21 protein-coding genes are annotated in these 18,038 nt (G+C 38.9%); 4 read left to right on the forward strand and 17 right to left on the reverse strand.

All coding sequences use genetic code 11. The features are described from left to right. Positions 1–73 precede the first annotated feature (73 nt). Positions 74–1,522 (reverse strand): SulP family inorganic anion transporter, encoded by a 1,449-nt coding sequence (locus ACMX9J_RS11055; protein ID WP_028415109.1) that lies wholly within the window; start codon positions 1,520–1,522, stop codon positions 74–76. 214 nt (positions 1,523–1,736) lie between these two features. After that, a complete protein-coding gene (gene deoD, locus ACMX9J_RS11060; protein ID WP_013058711.1) occupies positions 1,737–2,441 on the reverse strand; it encodes a purine-nucleoside phosphorylase in 705 nt (234 codons plus the stop codon). Between the two features lie 194 nt (positions 2,442–2,635). On the opposite strand from deoD, the gene ACMX9J_RS11065 reads away from it, so the two are divergent. Continuing rightward, entirely contained in the window at positions 2,636–2,788 is a 153-nt protein-coding gene (locus tag ACMX9J_RS11065; protein ID WP_013058712.1) for a hypothetical protein, read from the forward strand. A 51-nt stretch (positions 2,789–2,839) separates the two neighbouring features. On the opposite strand, the gene ACMX9J_RS11070 is transcribed toward ACMX9J_RS11065, so the two are convergent. The 5 genes from ACMX9J_RS11070 to ACMX9J_RS11090 all read right to left on the reverse strand — a co-directional run bounded on the left by ACMX9J_RS11070 (position 2,840) and on the right by ACMX9J_RS11090 (position 6,123). Continuing rightward, on the reverse strand, positions 2,840–3,163 hold the full coding sequence (locus ACMX9J_RS11070) for a hypothetical protein (protein ID WP_013058713.1): 324 nt from the start codon (positions 3,161–3,163) through the stop codon (positions 2,840–2,842). Between the two features lie 246 nt (positions 3,164–3,409). After that, the gene (locus ACMX9J_RS11075) at positions 3,410–4,036 is read right to left on the reverse strand and encodes a phosphatase PAP2 family protein (RefSeq protein ID WP_028415110.1); all 627 of its coding nucleotides are present in this window, start codon (positions 4,034–4,036) and stop codon (positions 3,410–3,412) included. Positions 4,037–4,271: 235 nt separating this feature from the next. Next, positions 4,272–5,042 carry a sporulation protein gene (locus ACMX9J_RS11080; protein WP_028415111.1) on the reverse strand — a complete coding sequence of 257 codons (771 nt, stop codon included), beginning with the start codon at positions 5,040–5,042 and terminating at the stop codon, positions 4,272–4,274. Further along, positions 5,029–5,862, reverse strand: coding sequence for a serine/threonine protein kinase (locus tag ACMX9J_RS11085; RefSeq protein WP_098626909.1), 834 nt, complete (start codon positions 5,860–5,862; stop codon positions 5,029–5,031). The genes ACMX9J_RS11080 and ACMX9J_RS11085 overlap by 14 nt, the downstream gene beginning before the upstream one ends. Positions 5,863–5,868: 6 nt before the next feature. Next, positions 5,869–6,123: a hypothetical protein gene (locus ACMX9J_RS11090; protein WP_080754470.1), complete on the reverse strand. Its 255-nt coding sequence runs from the start codon at positions 6,121–6,123 to the stop codon at positions 5,869–5,871. 117 nt (positions 6,124–6,240) lie between these two features. Between ACMX9J_RS11090 and ACMX9J_RS11095 the strand changes: the two genes are divergently transcribed. Continuing rightward, a complete protein-coding gene (locus ACMX9J_RS11095; RefSeq protein ID WP_033579858.1) occupies positions 6,241–7,302 on the forward strand; it encodes a DUF2515 family protein in 1,062 nt (353 codons plus the stop codon). A gap of 58 nt (positions 7,303–7,360) precedes the next feature. Here the strand turns inward: ACMX9J_RS11095 and ACMX9J_RS11100 are convergent, their stop codons facing one another. The 3 genes from ACMX9J_RS11100 to ACMX9J_RS11110 all read right to left on the reverse strand — a co-directional run bounded on the left by ACMX9J_RS11100 (position 7,361) and on the right by ACMX9J_RS11110 (position 8,929). Then, entirely contained in the window at positions 7,361–7,531 is a 171-nt protein-coding gene (locus ACMX9J_RS11100) for a YozD family protein (protein WP_013058720.1), read from the reverse strand. Between the two features lie 265 nt (positions 7,532–7,796). Then, entirely contained in the window at positions 7,797–8,483 is a 687-nt protein-coding gene (locus tag ACMX9J_RS11105) for a hypothetical protein (protein WP_013058721.1), read from the reverse strand. Between the two features lie 230 nt (positions 8,484–8,713). Then, entirely contained in the window at positions 8,714–8,929 is a 216-nt protein-coding gene (locus ACMX9J_RS11110) for a YozE family protein (protein WP_013058722.1), read from the reverse strand. Positions 8,930–9,337: 408 nt separating this feature from the next. Between ACMX9J_RS11110 and ACMX9J_RS11115 the strand changes: the two genes are divergently transcribed. Together ACMX9J_RS11115 and dat are read left to right on the forward strand one after the other, a co-directional pair. Then, positions 9,338–10,375, forward strand: a complete 1,038-nt coding sequence (locus ACMX9J_RS11115) for an acyltransferase family protein (protein WP_416225811.1) — start codon at positions 9,338–9,340, stop codon at positions 10,373–10,375. Between the two features lie 121 nt (positions 10,376–10,496). After that, on the forward strand, positions 10,497–11,342 hold the full coding sequence (gene dat / locus ACMX9J_RS11120) for a D-amino-acid transaminase (protein WP_028415114.1): 846 nt from the start codon (positions 10,497–10,499) through the stop codon (positions 11,340–11,342). A 35-nt stretch (positions 11,343–11,377) separates the two neighbouring features. Here dat and ACMX9J_RS11125 read toward each other — a convergent pair whose 3' ends face one another. From ACMX9J_RS11125 to ACMX9J_RS11155, 7 genes are all read right to left on the reverse strand, one after another. Next, positions 11,378–11,656, reverse strand: coding sequence for a YokU family protein (locus tag ACMX9J_RS11125; protein ID WP_013058725.1), 279 nt, complete (start codon positions 11,654–11,656; stop codon positions 11,378–11,380). 14 nt (positions 11,657–11,670) lie between these two features. After that, positions 11,671–13,083: a lysine 2,3-aminomutase gene (gene ablA, locus ACMX9J_RS11130; protein ID WP_028415115.1), complete on the reverse strand. Its 1,413-nt coding sequence runs from the start codon at positions 13,081–13,083 to the stop codon at positions 11,671–11,673. 67 nt (positions 13,084–13,150) lie between these two features. After that, positions 13,151–13,999 carry a putative beta-lysine N-acetyltransferase gene (gene ablB, locus ACMX9J_RS11135; protein ID WP_034270774.1) on the reverse strand — a complete coding sequence of 283 codons (849 nt, stop codon included), beginning with the start codon at positions 13,997–13,999 and terminating at the stop codon, positions 13,151–13,153. Positions 14,000–14,025: 26 nt separating this feature from the next. After that, complete coding sequence (locus ACMX9J_RS11140; RefSeq protein ID WP_047749942.1) at positions 14,026–15,291, reverse strand: peptidase; 1,266 nt, start codon at positions 15,289–15,291, stop codon at positions 14,026–14,028. A gap of 13 nt (positions 15,292–15,304) precedes the next feature. Further along, a complete protein-coding gene (locus ACMX9J_RS11145) occupies positions 15,305–15,967 on the reverse strand; it encodes a 3-oxoacid CoA-transferase subunit B (protein ID WP_028415118.1) in 663 nt (220 codons plus the stop codon). Then, entirely contained in the window at positions 15,952–16,653 is a 702-nt protein-coding gene (locus tag ACMX9J_RS11150) for a CoA transferase subunit A (protein WP_028415119.1), read from the reverse strand. The genes ACMX9J_RS11145 and ACMX9J_RS11150 overlap by 16 nt, the downstream gene beginning before the upstream one ends. Then, the gene (locus tag ACMX9J_RS11155; protein WP_048019888.1) at positions 16,654–18,003 is read right to left on the reverse strand and encodes an aspartate aminotransferase family protein; all 1,350 of its coding nucleotides are present in this window, start codon (positions 18,001–18,003) and stop codon (positions 16,654–16,656) included. Between the last annotated feature and the right edge of the window lie 35 nt (positions 18,004–18,038).

Raw genomic sequence — 18,038 nt, forward strand, 5'->3', positions numbered from 1 at the left:
AACTTCTTTTTCCACCTGGCTCATACAGCTACTAAAACGAAACAAGTAAAAAAGGTGTGCTACTGCACACCTTTTATTTGTTCGACAGCGACGTTAAGCCAATCTGCCTAACGATTTTTTTACTGTCTTCATTTAATCCTTTTACAATAACCTTTTTATTCAATCGCTCATACTTATCGATAATTTTTGAGATGCCGATCACGGCCGATTGATCCCATATATGAGAAGAACTAAAATCAATAATGATGGTATCTGGGTCTGTTTCATACTGAAATTCATCCATAAAGAAACTGATGGTAGCAAAAAATAATTGCCCTGAAACCCTGTATTGCTTCATATTGCCTTCTTTTTGTGAAGTTGTTTTGATTTTAGCCATCTTCCAGCCAAATACAATCGTACTTAAAACAATACCTACCATTACTCCTAATGCTAAGTTATGTGTAAACAATACGATAACCACCGTAACAACCATTACAATGGCATCCGATAGCGGATATTTCGTTAAGTCTTTAAGGGACTGCCAATCAAATGTACCGGCAGCTACCATAAACATAACGCCTACAAGAGCAGCCATTGGAATTTGTTTAACAACATCGCCAAGCACCATAATTAAGAACAATAAAAAGACTCCGGCGACTAAGGTAGATAACCTTCCACGTCCCCCTGATTTTACATTAATCATAGATTGTCCAATCATGGCACAGCCAGCCATTCCTCCAAAGAAACCTGTTACAATATTAGCAATGCCTTGACCGCGCGCTTCTTTATTTTTATTTGAAGGCGTATCTGTAATTTCGTCCAGTACCGTTGCCGTTAGCATAGATTCAAGTAGGCCTACAATCGCCAAAGGAAGCGAATAAGGTAAAATGATGAGCAGTGTCTCCACTGATAAATCAACCTTTGGAAAGTGAAGAACCGGCAATGAACGCGTAATATTCCCCATATCTCCTACCGTTTTTAAATCTAAATGAAAGACAATCGCTACAATCGTCATCAAGACAATCGCTACAAGCGGAGATGGTATTGCCTTGGTCATGAGCGGAAATAAATAGACGATGAGCAGCGTTCCGGCTACCATTGCGTACATCATCCAATTTGCTCCTTCAAAATGCGGAAGCTGTGCGGTAAAAATCAAAATACCGAGCGCATTTACAAAGCCAATCATCACTGTTTGAGGAAGAAACGATAAAAACCTTCCTACTTTCAAAACACCAAGTAAAATTTGAATAATTCCGGTTAAAACAGTAGCTGCAAATAAATACTCAATGCCATGATCTTTGACTAAGTTAATCATCAATAAAGACATTGCTCCTGTTGCAGCTGAAATCATAGCTGGTCTTCCACCTGTAAAAGCAATCACAATTGCCATACAAAAAGATGCATACAGACCAACCATAGGATCGACACCGGCGATAATGGAAAAAGCAAGGGCTTCTGGAATAAGCGCAAGAGCAACTGTCATCCCTGACAAAATGTCTGCTCGAACATTTGAAAACCACTGCTGTTTAATACTTGCCATCATGATGGTTTATCACCTCTTATGAATTTTTTATACGATTTTCGACTTTCACGAAAATCAAGGCCGTTTTTAACGTATCAAATCGTACCATACAATTTCCTATTTGGAAACAATTAATTTTCGCAAATAAAAAGACGAGAAGCTTGATTGCTTCTCGTCTTTTTATTTGTTACGCGGCAGCATTTCGCTTCCATTCAGCAAATAAATGAAATTATGTTCATTCATTAATTGCTGCTTCAAGCGCAACAACAATCATATCGTTGAACGTCGTTTGACGTTCTTCTGACGTTGTTTCTTCACCAGTGAAGATGTGATCACTTACTGTTAAAACCGACAAAGCATTACGGCCGTATTTAGCGGCTAGCGTATACAGAGCCGTCGTTTCCATTTCAACTGCCAATACGCCGTGAGCTGCTAATTTTTCTAGCTGGCCGTCTTCATTGTAAAATTGATCAGATGTAAATACACTTCCTACTTTTAACTGAAGGCCTTTTTCAACACCTGCATCGTAAGCGCGCTTTAATAAATCAAAGTTAGCTGTCGGTGCGTAGTCAATAGGACCAAATTTAACCCGGTTCATTTGTGAATCACTTGACGAAGACATGGCTAAAATAACGTCACGTACTTTTACATCTTTTTGGATTGCTCCGCATGTACCCACGCGAATTAGGTTTTGAACACCATATTCATTCATTAGTTCATTTACATAAATAGCAATCGATGGTACACCCATTCCCGTTCCTTGAACAGAAACGCGCTTTCCTTTATATGTTCCTGTAAATCCAAGCATACCGCGCACTTCGTTATAGCAAGTTACGTCTTCTAAAAACGTTTCTGCAATGTATTTTGCACGAAGTGGATCACCTGGAAGTAAAATCGTTTCTGCAATATCACCTTGTTTTGCCCCAATATGTACGCTCATTTCGTACCTCCTATATGTAAAAAATCTTACGCTTTCACTATACCATATTGTATCCCTTGCATGTCTATTTACTTCTAACATTATGCGTCAAAAATAAAAAGACATACTGCCCAAAAAATGGCGTAGTATGTCTTTTTATATAAGGGTACGCTAATAGCGCAAGGGATTTACTAACTTTAGCTGAGGTGATATGTATGGGGAAAAAACATCGCAACCGAATTAATTCGCCTAAAAAGAATAATCACATTCCAAAAGAAGCAATTATAGCAGAACATGAAGCCCATGGAGATGAATATTCAGCAACAAACCGAAAAAATGGCCCTGGTCATCATACTCGTGATTACTAAGAGTCAACATATAAATAAAAAGCGGCCAGATAGGTCGCTTTTACCTTATGTTTAACGTACGTGCAGGCGATTCACTTTTTGCCATCCGTCTGTCCATAGCTTGTAGTAATACTTCCCTCGAGTACCTTCATCAATTAACAAAATATCGCCTGTGCTAATAAATCTCGCATCACAATCTTTTGGCAAATTATCAGCAATATTAAACATCTGAAATACTTGTGTTGCTGCGTCTTGATGATCGAATGCTGTAATCGTTAGACGATGGACAGGCTTATATCCGCGCTTTTCACCTTTTTCTTCTGTTTGCATAATGGTTACATCATATTCTGTGCTAATATTAAATTGTTTTTTTATTGTGGTCCACACACTCAACATTCTTCCCTCCACCCAAAAGCAAGTATTTACTCTTTTACGTCATGTATTCTTATATAATTAGTGATAAAATCCGAAAACCCTTTATCGAATCAAAACGTTTTTTGTCGAAATTACTAGTTTTTTCTTATTAAACATGTACATAAAATATTTGTTTCCCATTTTATCATTAGTTGTTTTTGAATGGATGAATCAATAGGCCTACTTAAACAAAATGAAATATTAACGAAAAAAATGTAACCATTCCTCCTATTTTTGGTTATATAGGCGCTTAGAAAGGAGGTAGACTCCTAATGACCAAGCAAGTCCTACACAATATCCTGCTAGTATATCCGTTAAAAAGTGTACGCCTAAATACAAACGGCTAAATCCAATTAATAAAATAATAATAGCAATTACGCATGCAGCTGCCGTTTTAATAGCCCTGCTTCTTGTATACATCCATATTAACAAAAGCACTCCGCTGTAAAACGCCATTGAGTTCATGGCATGTCCGCTCGGAAAACTATAGTGAGAGGCGGGAACGACTTGACTCCAATCAGGTCTTGGTCTTGCAAAAATCTCCTTCAATCCCCAATTTAAAGCGCGAACTCCCCAAAAAACAAGCGTGATATATAAAGCGAGCAATCCTTTTCGTTTATAAAGAAGAAATACTATAATGGCAAACCATATTGGCGCAGTGACATACCAAGATCCTACAGTTGTTATAAATATGATGATTGGTGTTAACGTATCCGTCCTCCATCCTTCAATGGTATGAAGTACATTAAAGTCAAGCTGTTTCACCCAAGGTGTATTAAACGTAAATAAAATGAGTAAAAAGAAAGCTAAAAGCGATACAATAAATAGAGAATATTTTGTAGTGCGATTTACCATTTTTTATTTCCTCCAACCTATTAAAAGAAAAAGCATGTAGCGTGCTACATGCTTTACTTATTCACACGTTTTGGCTGAATATAGTCTTCCGGCTTGGGAGCTTGATGAACGACAAATTCAGCCGAAAATTCCTCTTTTGCATTTATTTTTTTCGTTTGTTTTGATTGCGGCATATACCTCTCTCCTTTCTTTTTACTGTCTTTAATATACGAAAAATAAAGGAGAGCTATGCACGTTAGCTATAGCGTGAAATAATATTGGTTAATCTATTTTTTAACTGAGGAATTTCTTTTTCAGAAACATGAACATGAACGAGCGACTCATCTGCATCCAGCATTTCAGATAAAAACCCGCCAAATCCTCTGGCCCGTCGATCTACTTCTATAAATAAATCGTAGTCATGTAAGCCGCTCGGCTGCACGATGATTTCAATTTCATCTACTTTCCCAGCGTACACTCCACCGCTTGGAACAAATTCAAATTCTTGAACAAAAGGAAGTCTTTTTCTCATCCTGCGAGGAGCTTCTTCGCACTCGACTTGGCGCAAGCGAAAGCCAAGCTGTTCCATCGCTTCAATTGTGCTTGTTACCATAAGGTTAGGGAGCACTTTTACATGATCAATATCCGACGGATCAACCGCATCTTTAATATCGAGGCTCGTCGCCACCCACACTCGGGTTCTCCCTAATGTAACAGGCGTATCATCAGGTAGCTGAAAGGTAAAAGGAATAGACTTGGTTTCAGATGGTTGGATCGTAAACGGGTCGTTAATCTTAAACGTATTAAGTTCAATGTCCTGCTTGTATTTTTTATCGTCTCTTTCTTTTACATAGGTTGTGAATAGACGCAGATAGATGCTGTCAATTTTCTGCTCAACATTTCCGCCGTACACTTCAACAATCCCTTCAATCGTTTCACCAGCACGAAATTCATCATTGACAAGCTTAGCATCCACTCGCGCTGCACCAATTCCAATGCGGGCTAACGCTTTATTAAATAGCGCCATGCTTTTCCCTCCCCGAGTTCTTACTATTTATATAGTCATAAATGTCTTTTTGTAAACTTTTAATACTTTCATACGCTTCATCTGCTCTCAGCATTTTTTGAATGATGGTTTTAATGGGCGCCGACAAGCTTAGCTCTTGTTCCCAGCTTTTTTCTTGTTTATCCGTCGGCTCATAACCAGAATACAATAAAAATAAAAGAAAATGACCAAGCGCATAGATATCGCTTGCAACCGATGTTTGTCTCATAAACTGCTGTTCTTCTATAAGGGTGCTTGTTTCTTCATGAGCTCCCAAAAATCTTGCAAGACCAAAGTCAATAACATAAATGGTCCCGTTAACATCAATAATGTTTGGAATACGAAGATCACGGTGAACGATTCCTTGCTCATGAATAACGGAAACTACTTTTAGAATATCAAGTAAAATGTCAAGCGCTTTTTCTTCTGTATATACGCGCTTCTCTTCAAAAATTAAATCTTCAAACGTTTTTCCTTGAATCAACTCCATCACTAGAAAACACCCTTCATCTATTTCAACAGCTTCATACAGCGAAGGAATTTGAGGATGATCTAGTTGAGACAGCAGTTTTGCTTCATAATGAAAAGACTTCAGCCCCTGAGGCGTGCGCTGCTTCGTTTTGCGGAGTTGCTTTATTACTACCTCTTTTTGTTGCACAATGTCACTAGCAACATATGTTATACCATAGCTCCCCATTCCCAGTACATTTATGATTTCATAGCGCTCACAAATGACTGTTCCTTTTTTAAAAGGACGGTCAACTAGCCAGCGATGAAAGTGTTTGAACATTCGATTTTTCATTCCAAATCAACTTGAGAAAAAGCTTGAGAAGAAGCTTCCGCTTTTGCGTTTACGCTTGTAATGGTGATGACCATATTTTGAATGACTGTGGCTGTCATAATATTTGCTTCGTTTATAATCGCTACTGCTGCTATGGTGACGCGGACGTCTGTGATGATGATCACTGCTGCTGTAGTGGCGTGGACGTCGGTAGTGTCGATCACTGCTGCTGTAGCGGCGATGTTTAGATCCAGTTAATGATTCAAATATTTTTCTGAACATAAAGAAAACCTCTTTTCTTAACATTTGTTACCCTTTATACGTACGAAATGTTATAAAGGTTTCAAAAAGTCCCTTACCCTTTTTTAAAATAGTTAAACGTTTCAAAGGAGGCTTAACATGACTTCTACTGACACAAATCCCCTCATTAGATTGGAGGATGTTCTTCGTCTGCAGCAGATGATGCAGCACAAACCTCCTGCTATTCTCCCGCTCTCTTTTATTGGAGAAGATGTAAAATGGATTAAAGAAATTCGAAGAAAAGTAAAAAAAGCTAATCAAAACAATGTTACACGTACACAAGCTTATTTGGACTATTATCAAAAACACCCTGAAATTCACTGGGCTCTTTTAGCACACTTAGTTTCACGAAACGGCGGCTATTATATGACAGATCTCTCCACTACCTTAATAAAATCCCTGCTTTCATCAGAGAAACAGCACGCATACTTCTTGTTTTTAGAACATTCCAACTCAGCGATATTTCATGATGCTTACGCTCAGCTGTTGCTCTATGAAAAAAGCAAAGAGCAAAACAGCAATCTGTTTCATTTACTCCCCGCCTTTCACATATCTTCTTTTATGAAAGCTGTTTGGAATGACTTTTGGCAGCATAGAAACAAAACGCTCTTATCAATAGCTCTGATTGTGAACGAACAGTATCATATCGAAAAAAATGTTCTCTTTAAAAAAGAGTTTCAGCGTAATGTTCTTCACTCTTGGCAGTTTCACACTCAAAATTTTCTCGGTATGACTCAAATCGTCTTTCCCTATTATTCAGGTAATAAAATTGATTTATGTGGAACGAAAGTGTACCATTTTGAGTCTGTGATAAGACGGATTGAAGTGGGAAAAACCCTATACGTTCTTCTTTTTTATTCAAACTTGCATGATGCTATTTATACCTTTAGCCTTAAACACCCTCATACAGGGTCTCGAAGCGATTATAATTCAGATATATTTACAAATGACAGAACTCATTCCAAAAAGCTCTATAGCCCGACTTTAACTATGAGCTGGGGAGACCGCGTACATCTTTTTTTAAGAAAAGAAGAATGGTTTGAAGACGAAAGCATATTTTCTCTTCTTGACTCTATTCCCGCTTCTTCAGTTAAAAAAATTCCCCTTCAGCATCATATAAAAGTGCAATCCGCTATAAAAGCTGCTAATCCTTTTTCATAACCGCTGTCTCATAAACAAAACGACGAGTTTCCCCGTCGTTACAGATGTATCTATCTTTTTATTCTTCATCTTGCTCATCAATAATACATTTATCAATGAGATAATCAAAAGTTATATCCGCTAATTCGCCTAGCTCTTCTTCAGCGGGAACATAGCCTCGCTTGACTAGTTCATTGTAAAAGAACTCCGCAATTTCTTCCGTATCAATGACCACTTCGATTTCTTTCACAATATCACTCCTTATCCCGTTTGAACGGATTAGCGTACCTTATTTTTCTTAAAAATAGGTTCACTCCATCTTCTGCTTGAAGTTTTACCTTATACACATTTATGAACAATTTGGCAATAGTATGTCTAAAATTTCAGCAGTTTAAATAGAAAGGTAATTATACCCATTCTTTTTTCATTACCATCGCCGTATACACAATAAAAGATAGCTAAGAGAGATGTGATGATCTATCTCGGCTATCTTTTATTTATTAGGCATCTACCTGCTATTTTCCTTGTTCGGATTTTGCTATCTTTTTTAAATGTTTCAGCACTAAGTTCATGACTTCAGCGTATTCTTCATCTTCAAAAAGCTCATACAAAAATTTATAATCATTGTACACATCTAAAAGACCGTTTATAATCTCATGCTTTTCTTTAGTTAACCTCACTTCTTCTTTTTCAGAACCGTTTTGTTTTTTCATCTTTGGTAGCAACTCCGTCTTTTTAATTTCTTTACCTAAATACAACATATCAACACTTTGAGCGTAATTTTCTGTTTCCTCATGAGGAGTTACGAGAATGAGTTCTTCTTCACTAGCCTCAAGCCATTCTCCATCTGTTACACGTGACAATTCATAGACAATATCTTCCCATGAATCCTCTTTATAACGCCATATTTCTGTTCGAATACCAATGATTTTAAATAACTCTTTTCCATAATTAAAAACCTGGACGATATCGCCGAAGAAAAATTTATATTCAAGCTCTACTCTTTCCTGTACTAATATTTGACCTTCATATTCTTCTAGAAGTTCAATTGTATCTTCTAAAAAAAGACCTTCACTATGGTTGATTTCGTATACAAAAATCCCATCCATCACTTTTATATCGGTAATAGTGCCAACGGTCCCGTATATTGTTACAACGACTGTTTCACCAATTCCGTATTTAGGTTTTTTCTTCCCTGCCATCGTCGCACCTCCTTAGTAAACATACACCTACTGAAAAGTTACAATATTATATGCAGTAACTAAAAAAGGGGAAGTATAACATCTTTAGAACCAAGCCTTTATTATCTATTGCCCTCTATCATTTTTTTCTGCTTATTGTACAGGCTAAGGAAAATAAAAAGATCCGAACGATGAATCGTTCGGATCTTCCTTCAACTAAAATACTGTTGTTCTAGCCTCTTTTTATTTTCTCACGCATTATTTTGATAAAGCTCCCATGCTTCATCAAATACGGTCATACTTGATAAATAATGTCCGTTGAGTTCTAAATAAGAACTCAGTTCGTCATAGTCTGTTGAAGATTTCGGGAAGCTGTGATCATCATAAGCACTTCGCGCAAACTCTCCCATTCGATCATGTTTTTTATTTGATCGGAATTTCATTATATAGTGATAAAAGGATTTCATCGTACTCCCCCTCCAGCGGTATGTGTATCTTTTCTATCATTTTTTCAAGAAATCTACAACTTTCTTCTGTGATATGTAGATGTCGAACACTGCAATATGAGTGTTTTACTGGACAAAAAATATTAAATTCATGTTACAGTTGCAAAACAAATTTCACTATTAGCGTAACGAATAAATATTGTTATATCAATATTTTTCTTTTTTCAAAAAGACATTTGTAACAAAAACACATCGTTTTTATAACAAAAGCGTTGATTCGACAGGTTTCTCAAGCCTTTATGTAATTGCAAAAAAGAAGAATTCATGTTTTAATTCCGTAGTGAAAGGTTATTCTAACAATAATCGCCATTTAAATAAATCTTGTTGGTGGGAGGTTTACATCAGCATATGTTGAGGAAAAATAATACTATGAATACTCGAAATGCTTACTTTGATAACGCTAAATTCGTATTAATTTTTTTAGTTGTATTTGGGCACATGATTTCTCCGTACCGAACAGATAGCAGCGGAATGCTGTCCATTTATCACTTTATCTTTATTTTCCATATGCCTGTCTTTATTTTACTAGCAGGTTATTTCTCGAAAAATTTCCATAAAAAAGGATATTACAAAAAAATATTTACAAAGGTGGCTCTTCCTTACTTAGCTTTCCAAACGATCTATACTCTTTATTATAGTGTGCTTTATACAGATGAAACGTACACGCTTCAATATTTGGTTCCTAGATGGGCAATGTGGTTTCTACTGAGCTTAATTTTTTGGAAATTAATGCTTCCTTTCTTTGCAAAATTCCCAATGTGGATTAGCTTAACTGTCTCTATTTCGCTTGGACTTGCAATGGGCTTCATTGATATTGACGGATTTGATAAAATTCTAAGCATTAGCAGAATGTTTGTCTTCTTCCCGTTTTTCCTTTTAGGCTACTATTTGTCACAGCGACAAGAGCCTTTTACAAATCTTTTGACAGCGCGAAATCGAATCATTGCATCCATCGTATTACTAGTTACATTAATTGGAAGCTATTCTTTCTTAGACGACACGGCTTACACAGATATGCTGTATGGAACGAACACGTACGACAATGTGGCCGAATTTTTAATGCGCGTTTCTCACTATGGAATTGCTTTTCTTGTATCTTTTGCCTTTATGGTTTTAATTCCAACGCGCGGTTTTGCTTTAACAAGCATTGGACAGCGATCACTATACGTGTATTTATTGCACGGCTTCATTTTAAAATGGTTCTTTACAACTGACTTCTCAAAAAGTCTAGAGCCAACATCATGGGGTATTATCGTCTTAATCGCACTGTCCATTTTAGTAACGATGCTTCTTGGCAGCCGTATTGTCGATTGGTTCATCACCGGTACCAAGCTCATCGTTCAGTTTGTTACACCTAAAAAAGCCATTCAGAAATTTTCATTAGCATTCAAACGTACGTTTTCATAAAAGTCATACTCCTAAAGGAGTATGACTTTTTTCATTTTCTTTAGAGAAACCAAGTAAATAATTTCATTTTGCTGAATTTTATGTTAACGTTTTAATATCTAAAGGAAGGGAGTTTTTCAAGATGGAATTAGCATATTATGCTGGAGAGTTTAGAGATATTAACGAGGCAGTTATTCCAATTGATGAACGCGGTCACCAGTTTGGAGACGGTGTTTATGAATTTATTCGTGTATACAAAGGAGTTCCGTTTTCGATTGAACGTCACTTAGACCGCTTAGAAAGAAGTGCAAAGGCAATCTTTATTGAACTGCCGGTTTCAAGACAGGAACTAAAGGACATCATTCGTCAAGGAATGGAAAAATCAACGTTAAAAGACGCTGATATTTATATTCAAGTTACGCGCGGGATTGCTCCTCGAAATCATTTATTTCCTGATGTACCTGCACAATTAGCACTCACAATACGCCATCCTCGCCAAACACCTGAAGAAGCCTATGAAAAAGGCATTTCCACTCTTCTATTGGAAGACGAGCGATGGGCTAATTGCTATATCAAATCATTGAACCTACTTCCTAACCTTCTGGCCAAACAAGCTGCGGCTTCTAAAGGGTGCAAAGAAGCTATTTTAGTAAAAGACGGATACATAACCGAAGGGTCGAGCAGCAATGTATTTGCGATAAAAGACAACGTCTTGTTCACGACTCCTGCCACAAGAAAAATTCTATCCGGTATTACGCGCGCTAACGTACTGGAATGTGCGCAGGAACAAGCCATTCAAATCCGAGAACAAAATATGACTCCTTCCTTTTTAAAAGACGCTGATGAAGTTTTTATTACGAGCACGTCTGTTGGTCTTTTACCCGTTTCGAAAATAGACGAAGTCGAACTTCCAACTGTTCGTCCTGTTACAGTAGCTTTAAAGCACGCATACAGCCTACGTACTGCTGGAACAAAGGCTTATCAATAAGAAAATCCGCCCCTTACAAAATAAGGGGCGGATTTTTAGAATTTAAAGTAGTTGCGCTTTAATAATCTTGGCACTTTTAATAGCTCATCATACCGAATGGATTCATCAAGTTTTTTTGTATCGACAAGAAGCAGCTGTGTTTCCACTTCTTCTATGATCTCTTCTTCTTGATATGACATCCCGCAACCTGAACAGCTGATACATGGCATATGAGTAATTTCGATACTTCTCGTTCCATCTGGCAATTCCCAGTATGCGGTATTGGTTGTTTCTACCGCTTTTTCTTCTTCGCACCATGCGCATTGAACAGTCATATTACAGGACCTCCTTAAGATGATGGAGCATCGTCGCTTTTACCGTCTTTTTTCAATTGAGCTTTAAACTTTTTATCTTTTAATTCATCTCTTTTTTCACGTTTGTCTTTCAGGCTTTCGTGAGCACTGTCACTTTCATATGTTTTACGTCTTTTTACTCTCCCTAACCCTTCCGGTACAAGGTTGAATTGAGCATCATTCATAAGACCTGAGATGCCGATGGAAGAATCTTTAGCATCCGATTCTGGATAAACAGCTCGAAAATAATCATCTGCACGCCCAGGCACATAGCTTTCTGGCTCCGGATACGTCGTAATCACGCCTTCAAAGTTTCGCAGAACAACTTTACTTGCGCTTTGACTAATAATATAGTTTGGTTGAACGGCAATCTTTCCTCCACCTCCTGGCGCATCAATAACAAACGTTGGAACAGCGTAGCCAGACGTATGACCTCGCAGCCCTTCCATAATTTCAAGCCCTTTGGAAACAGGTGCTCGGAAATGCCCAATTCCTTCTGATAAATCACATTGATAAATATAGTAAGGACGAACGCGTATTTTTACTAAATCGTGCATAAGCTTTTTCATGATAGCTACGCTGTCATTAATCCCAGCTAAAATAACCGCTTGATTGCCAACTGGAACGCCTGCATCGACAAGCATTTCACATGCTTTTTTTGTCTCTTCCGTAATTTCAATGGATGTATTAAAGTGAGTATTTAACCACACTGGATGATATTTTCTTAAAATGGCACATAAATTTTCCGTTATTCGCTGCGGAAACACAACGGGTGCTCTGGTGCCAATTCGAATAATTTCCACGTGGGGAATAGCTCTTAAATTTTTCAAAATATATTCTAAAATGTTGTCATTAATCAGCAAGCCATCACCGCCTGAAATGAGTACATCTCGTACTTCAGGTGTTTTGGCGATATAAGCAATCGCAGCATCTAACTGCTTTTTTGGAACGCCCATTCCAATTTGTCCTGAAAACCTTCTTCGAGTACAGTATCTGCAGTACATGGAGCATTGATTGGTAACTAAGAACAAAACGCGATCCGGATAGCGATGAGTCAATCCTGGCACCGGAGAATCTTCGTCTTCATCTAGCGGATCTTCTAGATCGTATTTTGTTTTATGAAGTTCTTGGCCAACCGGAACAGACTGCATACGGACGGGGCAGCGAGGATCATCTGGATTCATTAAAGATGCATAGTAAGGCGTAATATTAAGCGGAATGGTTTTGGTTGAAATGCGCACTCCTTCTTCTTCTTCAGGAGTTAAATTAATGACTTTTTTTAAATCATCTAGCGTTCGAATTGTGTTTGTTAATTGCCAAATCCAATCGTTCCACTTTTCCTCGGGCACATCTTTCCATAATTCGATATCTTTCCAATGTCGGGACGGCTTATATAAATCATATAACATACAATCGCTCCTTTATGAAGATTTACTATTGTTATATGTTACAGCCCATAAATTGGTTAATTATTTCTCATCCTTTACTTTTTGATAGATCCTTCACCCATACGTTCATATCTTCTAACGATTTATAAATGTAACAATTATTCGTTAACCGTCCCGTATAGGTATACCCAAGCTGATGAAAAGCGGCATTCATCCCAAATGAAAGCGCTCTCGCTATTGTGTAAGCACAAAAAATATGCCTCTGTTTTAGCTCCGCCTCTAGTGCGCTTAATAAATGCTTCATGAATCCATACTTTCGGTAAGCAGGGAGAGTCGCACAATCCGTTAGTTCAGCATTGTGATAGACATAATCAATTTCAGCAGAAGCAGCGCTAACGATATCGTTCTTGTCAACGATGATATAAAACAAACTATCTTCTTGAAGCAAACTAGAGAGATACTCTTCTTCATAGAGGGGAGTCGGATACACTGTGAAGATTTGACGGTAGAGCTGAGAAAGTTGTTTAGCGTCAGATGAAATGGCTCGGCGCATAATCAGTTGATTCGATAAAGGAGAATAATCAGATGTCGGCAAATTCAAAACATCTTGAAGCAGCTCTGTTTCTTTTAACGTCTCCCCGCTGTCTCGGCGGGATTGAGACGTATAGTAGCATAAAAGATACGCGTCGCTTCCGTTAAAATAGTAGGGAACAGTTGCTTCTAAAGAAAATCCCAAGCTCATCCAGTCCAACAGATGTTCGGCACGTGCTTTTATAATCCACTTTTCGTACGTTGCCTTATCAATTTCTTTATATATATAGCTGTAAATATCGTTCACATTTCCCCGGTAATCATCCATTCTCAGACGCTTGTTACATTCATCTAAAAAAAGAGTCATAGCAAAGGTTGGTTGACAAATAGTTTCTTGTTTCGCCATTTGTTTGTATCCTCTCCCTTTTTAGCTTAGTCCGCAATACTGCACCAGTCTGCTACGGTGAGCGCAATAATTTCTGCTGCATCAAGCATCGTTTGAATACAAATATACTCATTCGGAAAGTGGGCTACTTCTGTTACTCCTGGTCCAAACACAACTGTTGGAATATCTCCAACTTGTGACAATATCCCTCCGTCCGTTCCCCAAGGAGATGCTTCAATGATTGGCTGTTTCTGTTTCACTTGATAAAAAGAGGACGAAAGAGAGGTCATAAGCGGATGCTCTAATTCAATTTCACCAGGAAGCCAGTGGGCCCCAAACCATTCCAAGTCGACAGGATGCTCAGCAAACCACTCATCACACTGAGGCAAAAGTTCAAGCCACGATTTCATTTCCGCTCTGACATTTTTCATTTTTTCATGCGGAGCAACTCCTATCCTGCCTTCTAATACTACTTGATCAGCAACTGAAGAAGGCCACGTCCCTCCTTGTATATTTCCAATATTAATGGGCACGGGAATGGGAATTTTATTATAGAGCGGGTCTGTAATTCGGCTGTTTCTCTCTTTTTCAAGACCCTCAATATGTTTAAGCACAACAGCTGCTTTTTCAATGGCACTCACGCCTTCATACCGAGTACCTCCATGTGCTGCTACTCCATGTACGGTCACGCGAAACCACATCGAGCCTTGCTGTTTAGGAAAGATCTTCATGTTGGTTGGTTCTGGAATAATGGCACCATCTGCTTTATACCCTCTAAGCACGCAGGAAAGTGTTCCTGCCCCTCCGCTTTCCTCTTCTACTACGCTTTGAAAAATAACATCTCCTTTTAATGAAATACCTAGCTCTTTTAATGCTTGAATCGCTAAAAGTAACGACACATTCCCTCCTTTCATATCCGTTGCACCGCGCCCATATAAGTTTCCATCTTTTACAACGGCCGTATAAGGGTCTTCCTTCCATTGTGAAAGATCGCCGGGAGGCACAACATCAATATGTCCGTTTAAAATGATGGATTTTCCCCCACCTTTTCCTTTTAACACGCCTACCACATTCGGGCTATCTCGGAAACTAGAACGGTTGGAGGCAAAAGCTTCATGGGTACGAAGTGTTTTTTCGTCTGGTTCCCATATATCAATATCTAACTGCAGCTGTCGAAGGCGTTCAATGACAATTGCCTGCGCATGCTTTTCAGAACCCTGTACGCTTGCTTCTTCTACGAAACGCTTGAGTAAACGCACTGCACTTTGACGATGCTCTGTCATCCAGTTATGAATAGATTGCTGTATGTTCATGTAATGGTCCTCCTTATCGTATCGTAATCAATTGATCACTCAGGCGAACTGTCGCTTCTGTTGAACTCAAAATATCCTCTACGGTATAAGGAGACATTAACTCGGTTAGAAGAAGCGCATCTTTTTCTACTTTAAAAACCGCCCGATCCGTAATAACTAATCCCACGCAGCCCGAAGCAGTAAGAGGTAAAGAGCATGTCTTGACCAGTTTTGGTTCTCCTGTCTTGCTCGTATGATTCATTAGCACAATGACTTTTTTCGCTTTTTGAGCTAATTCCATCGCTCCTCCCATCCCAGGAACTCGCTTACCTGGCACAATCCAATTAGCTAAATCCCCTTTTTCACTCACTTCTAACGCACCAAGAATGGTCATATCGACGTATCCTTTTCGAATCATCGCGAAGGCTGTAGCACTATCACAGTATGAAGCCCCTTGAACAGTAGTTGTTGGATAGCCTGCTGCATTGCAGACATTCTCATCTTCTTCACCTAAAGGAGGCGAAGATCCTAACCCTAAAATTCCGTTTTCAGCATGAAACATCACATGAACAGCGCTTGGTACATAATTAGGAATAAGAGAAGGAATGCCAATCCCTAAGTTAACAATCATGCCGTTTTTGATTTCAGCCGCAGCACGTCTTGCAATACGATGACGAATATCTATTCCCAAACCCATTTCCAATTCACTCCTTTTGAAGGCACAATATAATCCACAAATACGCCTGACGTCATCACATTCTCTGGGTCAATGTCGCCAAGAGGAACGATTTCCTCCACTTCAGCAATAGTTATACGACCTGCCATAGCCATTAATGGATTAGTGTTTCGAGCGCTTTTATCATAGAGCAAGTTGCCGAATGGATCTGCTTTTTTTGCATATACAAAAGCCACGTCGGCTGTGAGCGGTTTTTCAACTAAAAATGTCTTGCCGTCTACTTCCACTTTTTCTTTTCCAAATTGAATAATGTCATTTTCTATTCCTACATCAATCAGTACTCCTCCAAGTCCAACTCCCCCCGCTCGAATCCGTTCAGCAAGCGTTCCTTGAGGAGAAAACTCAACTTTCAGCTTTTCTTCTGTCATCAGCGTTCCAGCCACAGGATTCGATCCAATGTGAGAAGCGATCAGTTTTTGGATTCTTCCTTGACTTACTAATTTTCCCGCACCAATATGAGGAAAGCCTGAATCATTGCATATCAGTGTGAAATTTGATTTTTCGCTTTCAATAAGGCCGTCAATGAGAGAAGGCGGACTGCCTACGCCTCCAAACCCTCCTATCATCAGCGTAGCAGCATGATCCACGTATTCAATTGCTTGTTCCACAGTTGTAATCTTTTGAAATGAGTTTTCGACCTTTGTCACTTATTTCACCTCATCTCCCTGTTTTTCATTTTGTACTTCATACAATGTTTTCGAAAGCAACACGACCGCTTCATCAAGTTGGCGATGAGTAATCGTAAATGGTGGCGCAATAATAATACCGTCTCCTTCTACTCCATCTGTTCCTGCTTGTGAAGGATAAAGGAGAAGACCATTTTTATGGGCTTTACTTATTACGCGCGCCGTCATATTTTCGGAGGATGAAAAAGGCTCCTTCGTTTTTGGATTTTGTACAAGCTCAAGACCAACTAGTAAGCCTTTGCCACGAATATCACCAATGATAGGGTAAAGAAGTTGAAGCTCCTTCAATTTTTTTACTAAATAGGCTCCTTTCAGCGCTACTTGTTGAACAAGATCGTTCTTTTCAATATAGGCTAAGACAGCTAGCCCTACAGCCGCTGACAGCGGATTAGCGCTTAGCGTATGGCCGCTCATAATTAATTTGGATCCGTTCATGATAGGTTCAATCGTTTTGCTGCTAGCTAACGTAACGGCTATCGGTGTATATCCTGCTCCCACTCCTTTTCCAAGCGTCATGATGTCTGGTTTAGCTCCCCAGTGCTCATATGCAAACATCACGCCTGTACGCCCAACTCCAGTCATGACTTCATCGGCTATCCATAACACATCATATTTATCACAAATTTCTCTTATCACTTCATAATAACCGGGTGGAGGTGTAAGAGCTGCTCCGGCAGCTCCTACAATGGGCTCTGTAATAAAAGCAGCAATATGTTCAGGGCCGGTTCGTTTGATAACTGTTTCCAATTCGTGTGCACAAGCAAGATTACAGGATGGATAGGTTTGATGAAACGGACATCGATAGCAATAAGGAGGTGAAACCGAAGGATAATCTTCAAGCAAAGACGAGAAACGTTTTCGTCTTCCAACGTGCCCTGACATAGACAGCGCTCCTATTGTAATACCGTGATAGCTCATCCAGCGTGACAAAACCTTTGTTTTGGTTGGCTTTCCTTGCTCTTGAAAATGCTGAATGGCTGTTTTCATAGCCGTTTCAGTCGCTTCTGTCCCGCTGTTAACAAAAAAGCTCCACTGGAAATGATTGCTGCTTAATTCACATAGTTTCTTAGCTAAGGCTTCCGTCGGATCGCTTGTAAACTGCGACCGATATACAAACGCAACTTTCTGTGCCTGATCCGTCATCGCATCAATAATTTCTTTTACGCCGTGTCCGATACTTGCTGTAACTGCCCCTGACGAAGCATCTATGTACTTTTTTCCATCTTGGTCGTACAAATAAATTCCTTTTCCATATGAAATAACTGGGTAGTCGTCGTCGAGCAGCGGCTTTATCACATGGGTTTTATTCATTTCCGCACTCTCCTTTCAAACACACACTCTTATTA

It is taken from the genome of Priestia sp. RMT2NF4 (assembly GCF_047872835.1).
GTDB lineage: Bacteria > Bacillota > Bacilli > Bacillales > Bacillaceae_H > Priestia > Priestia zanthoxyli.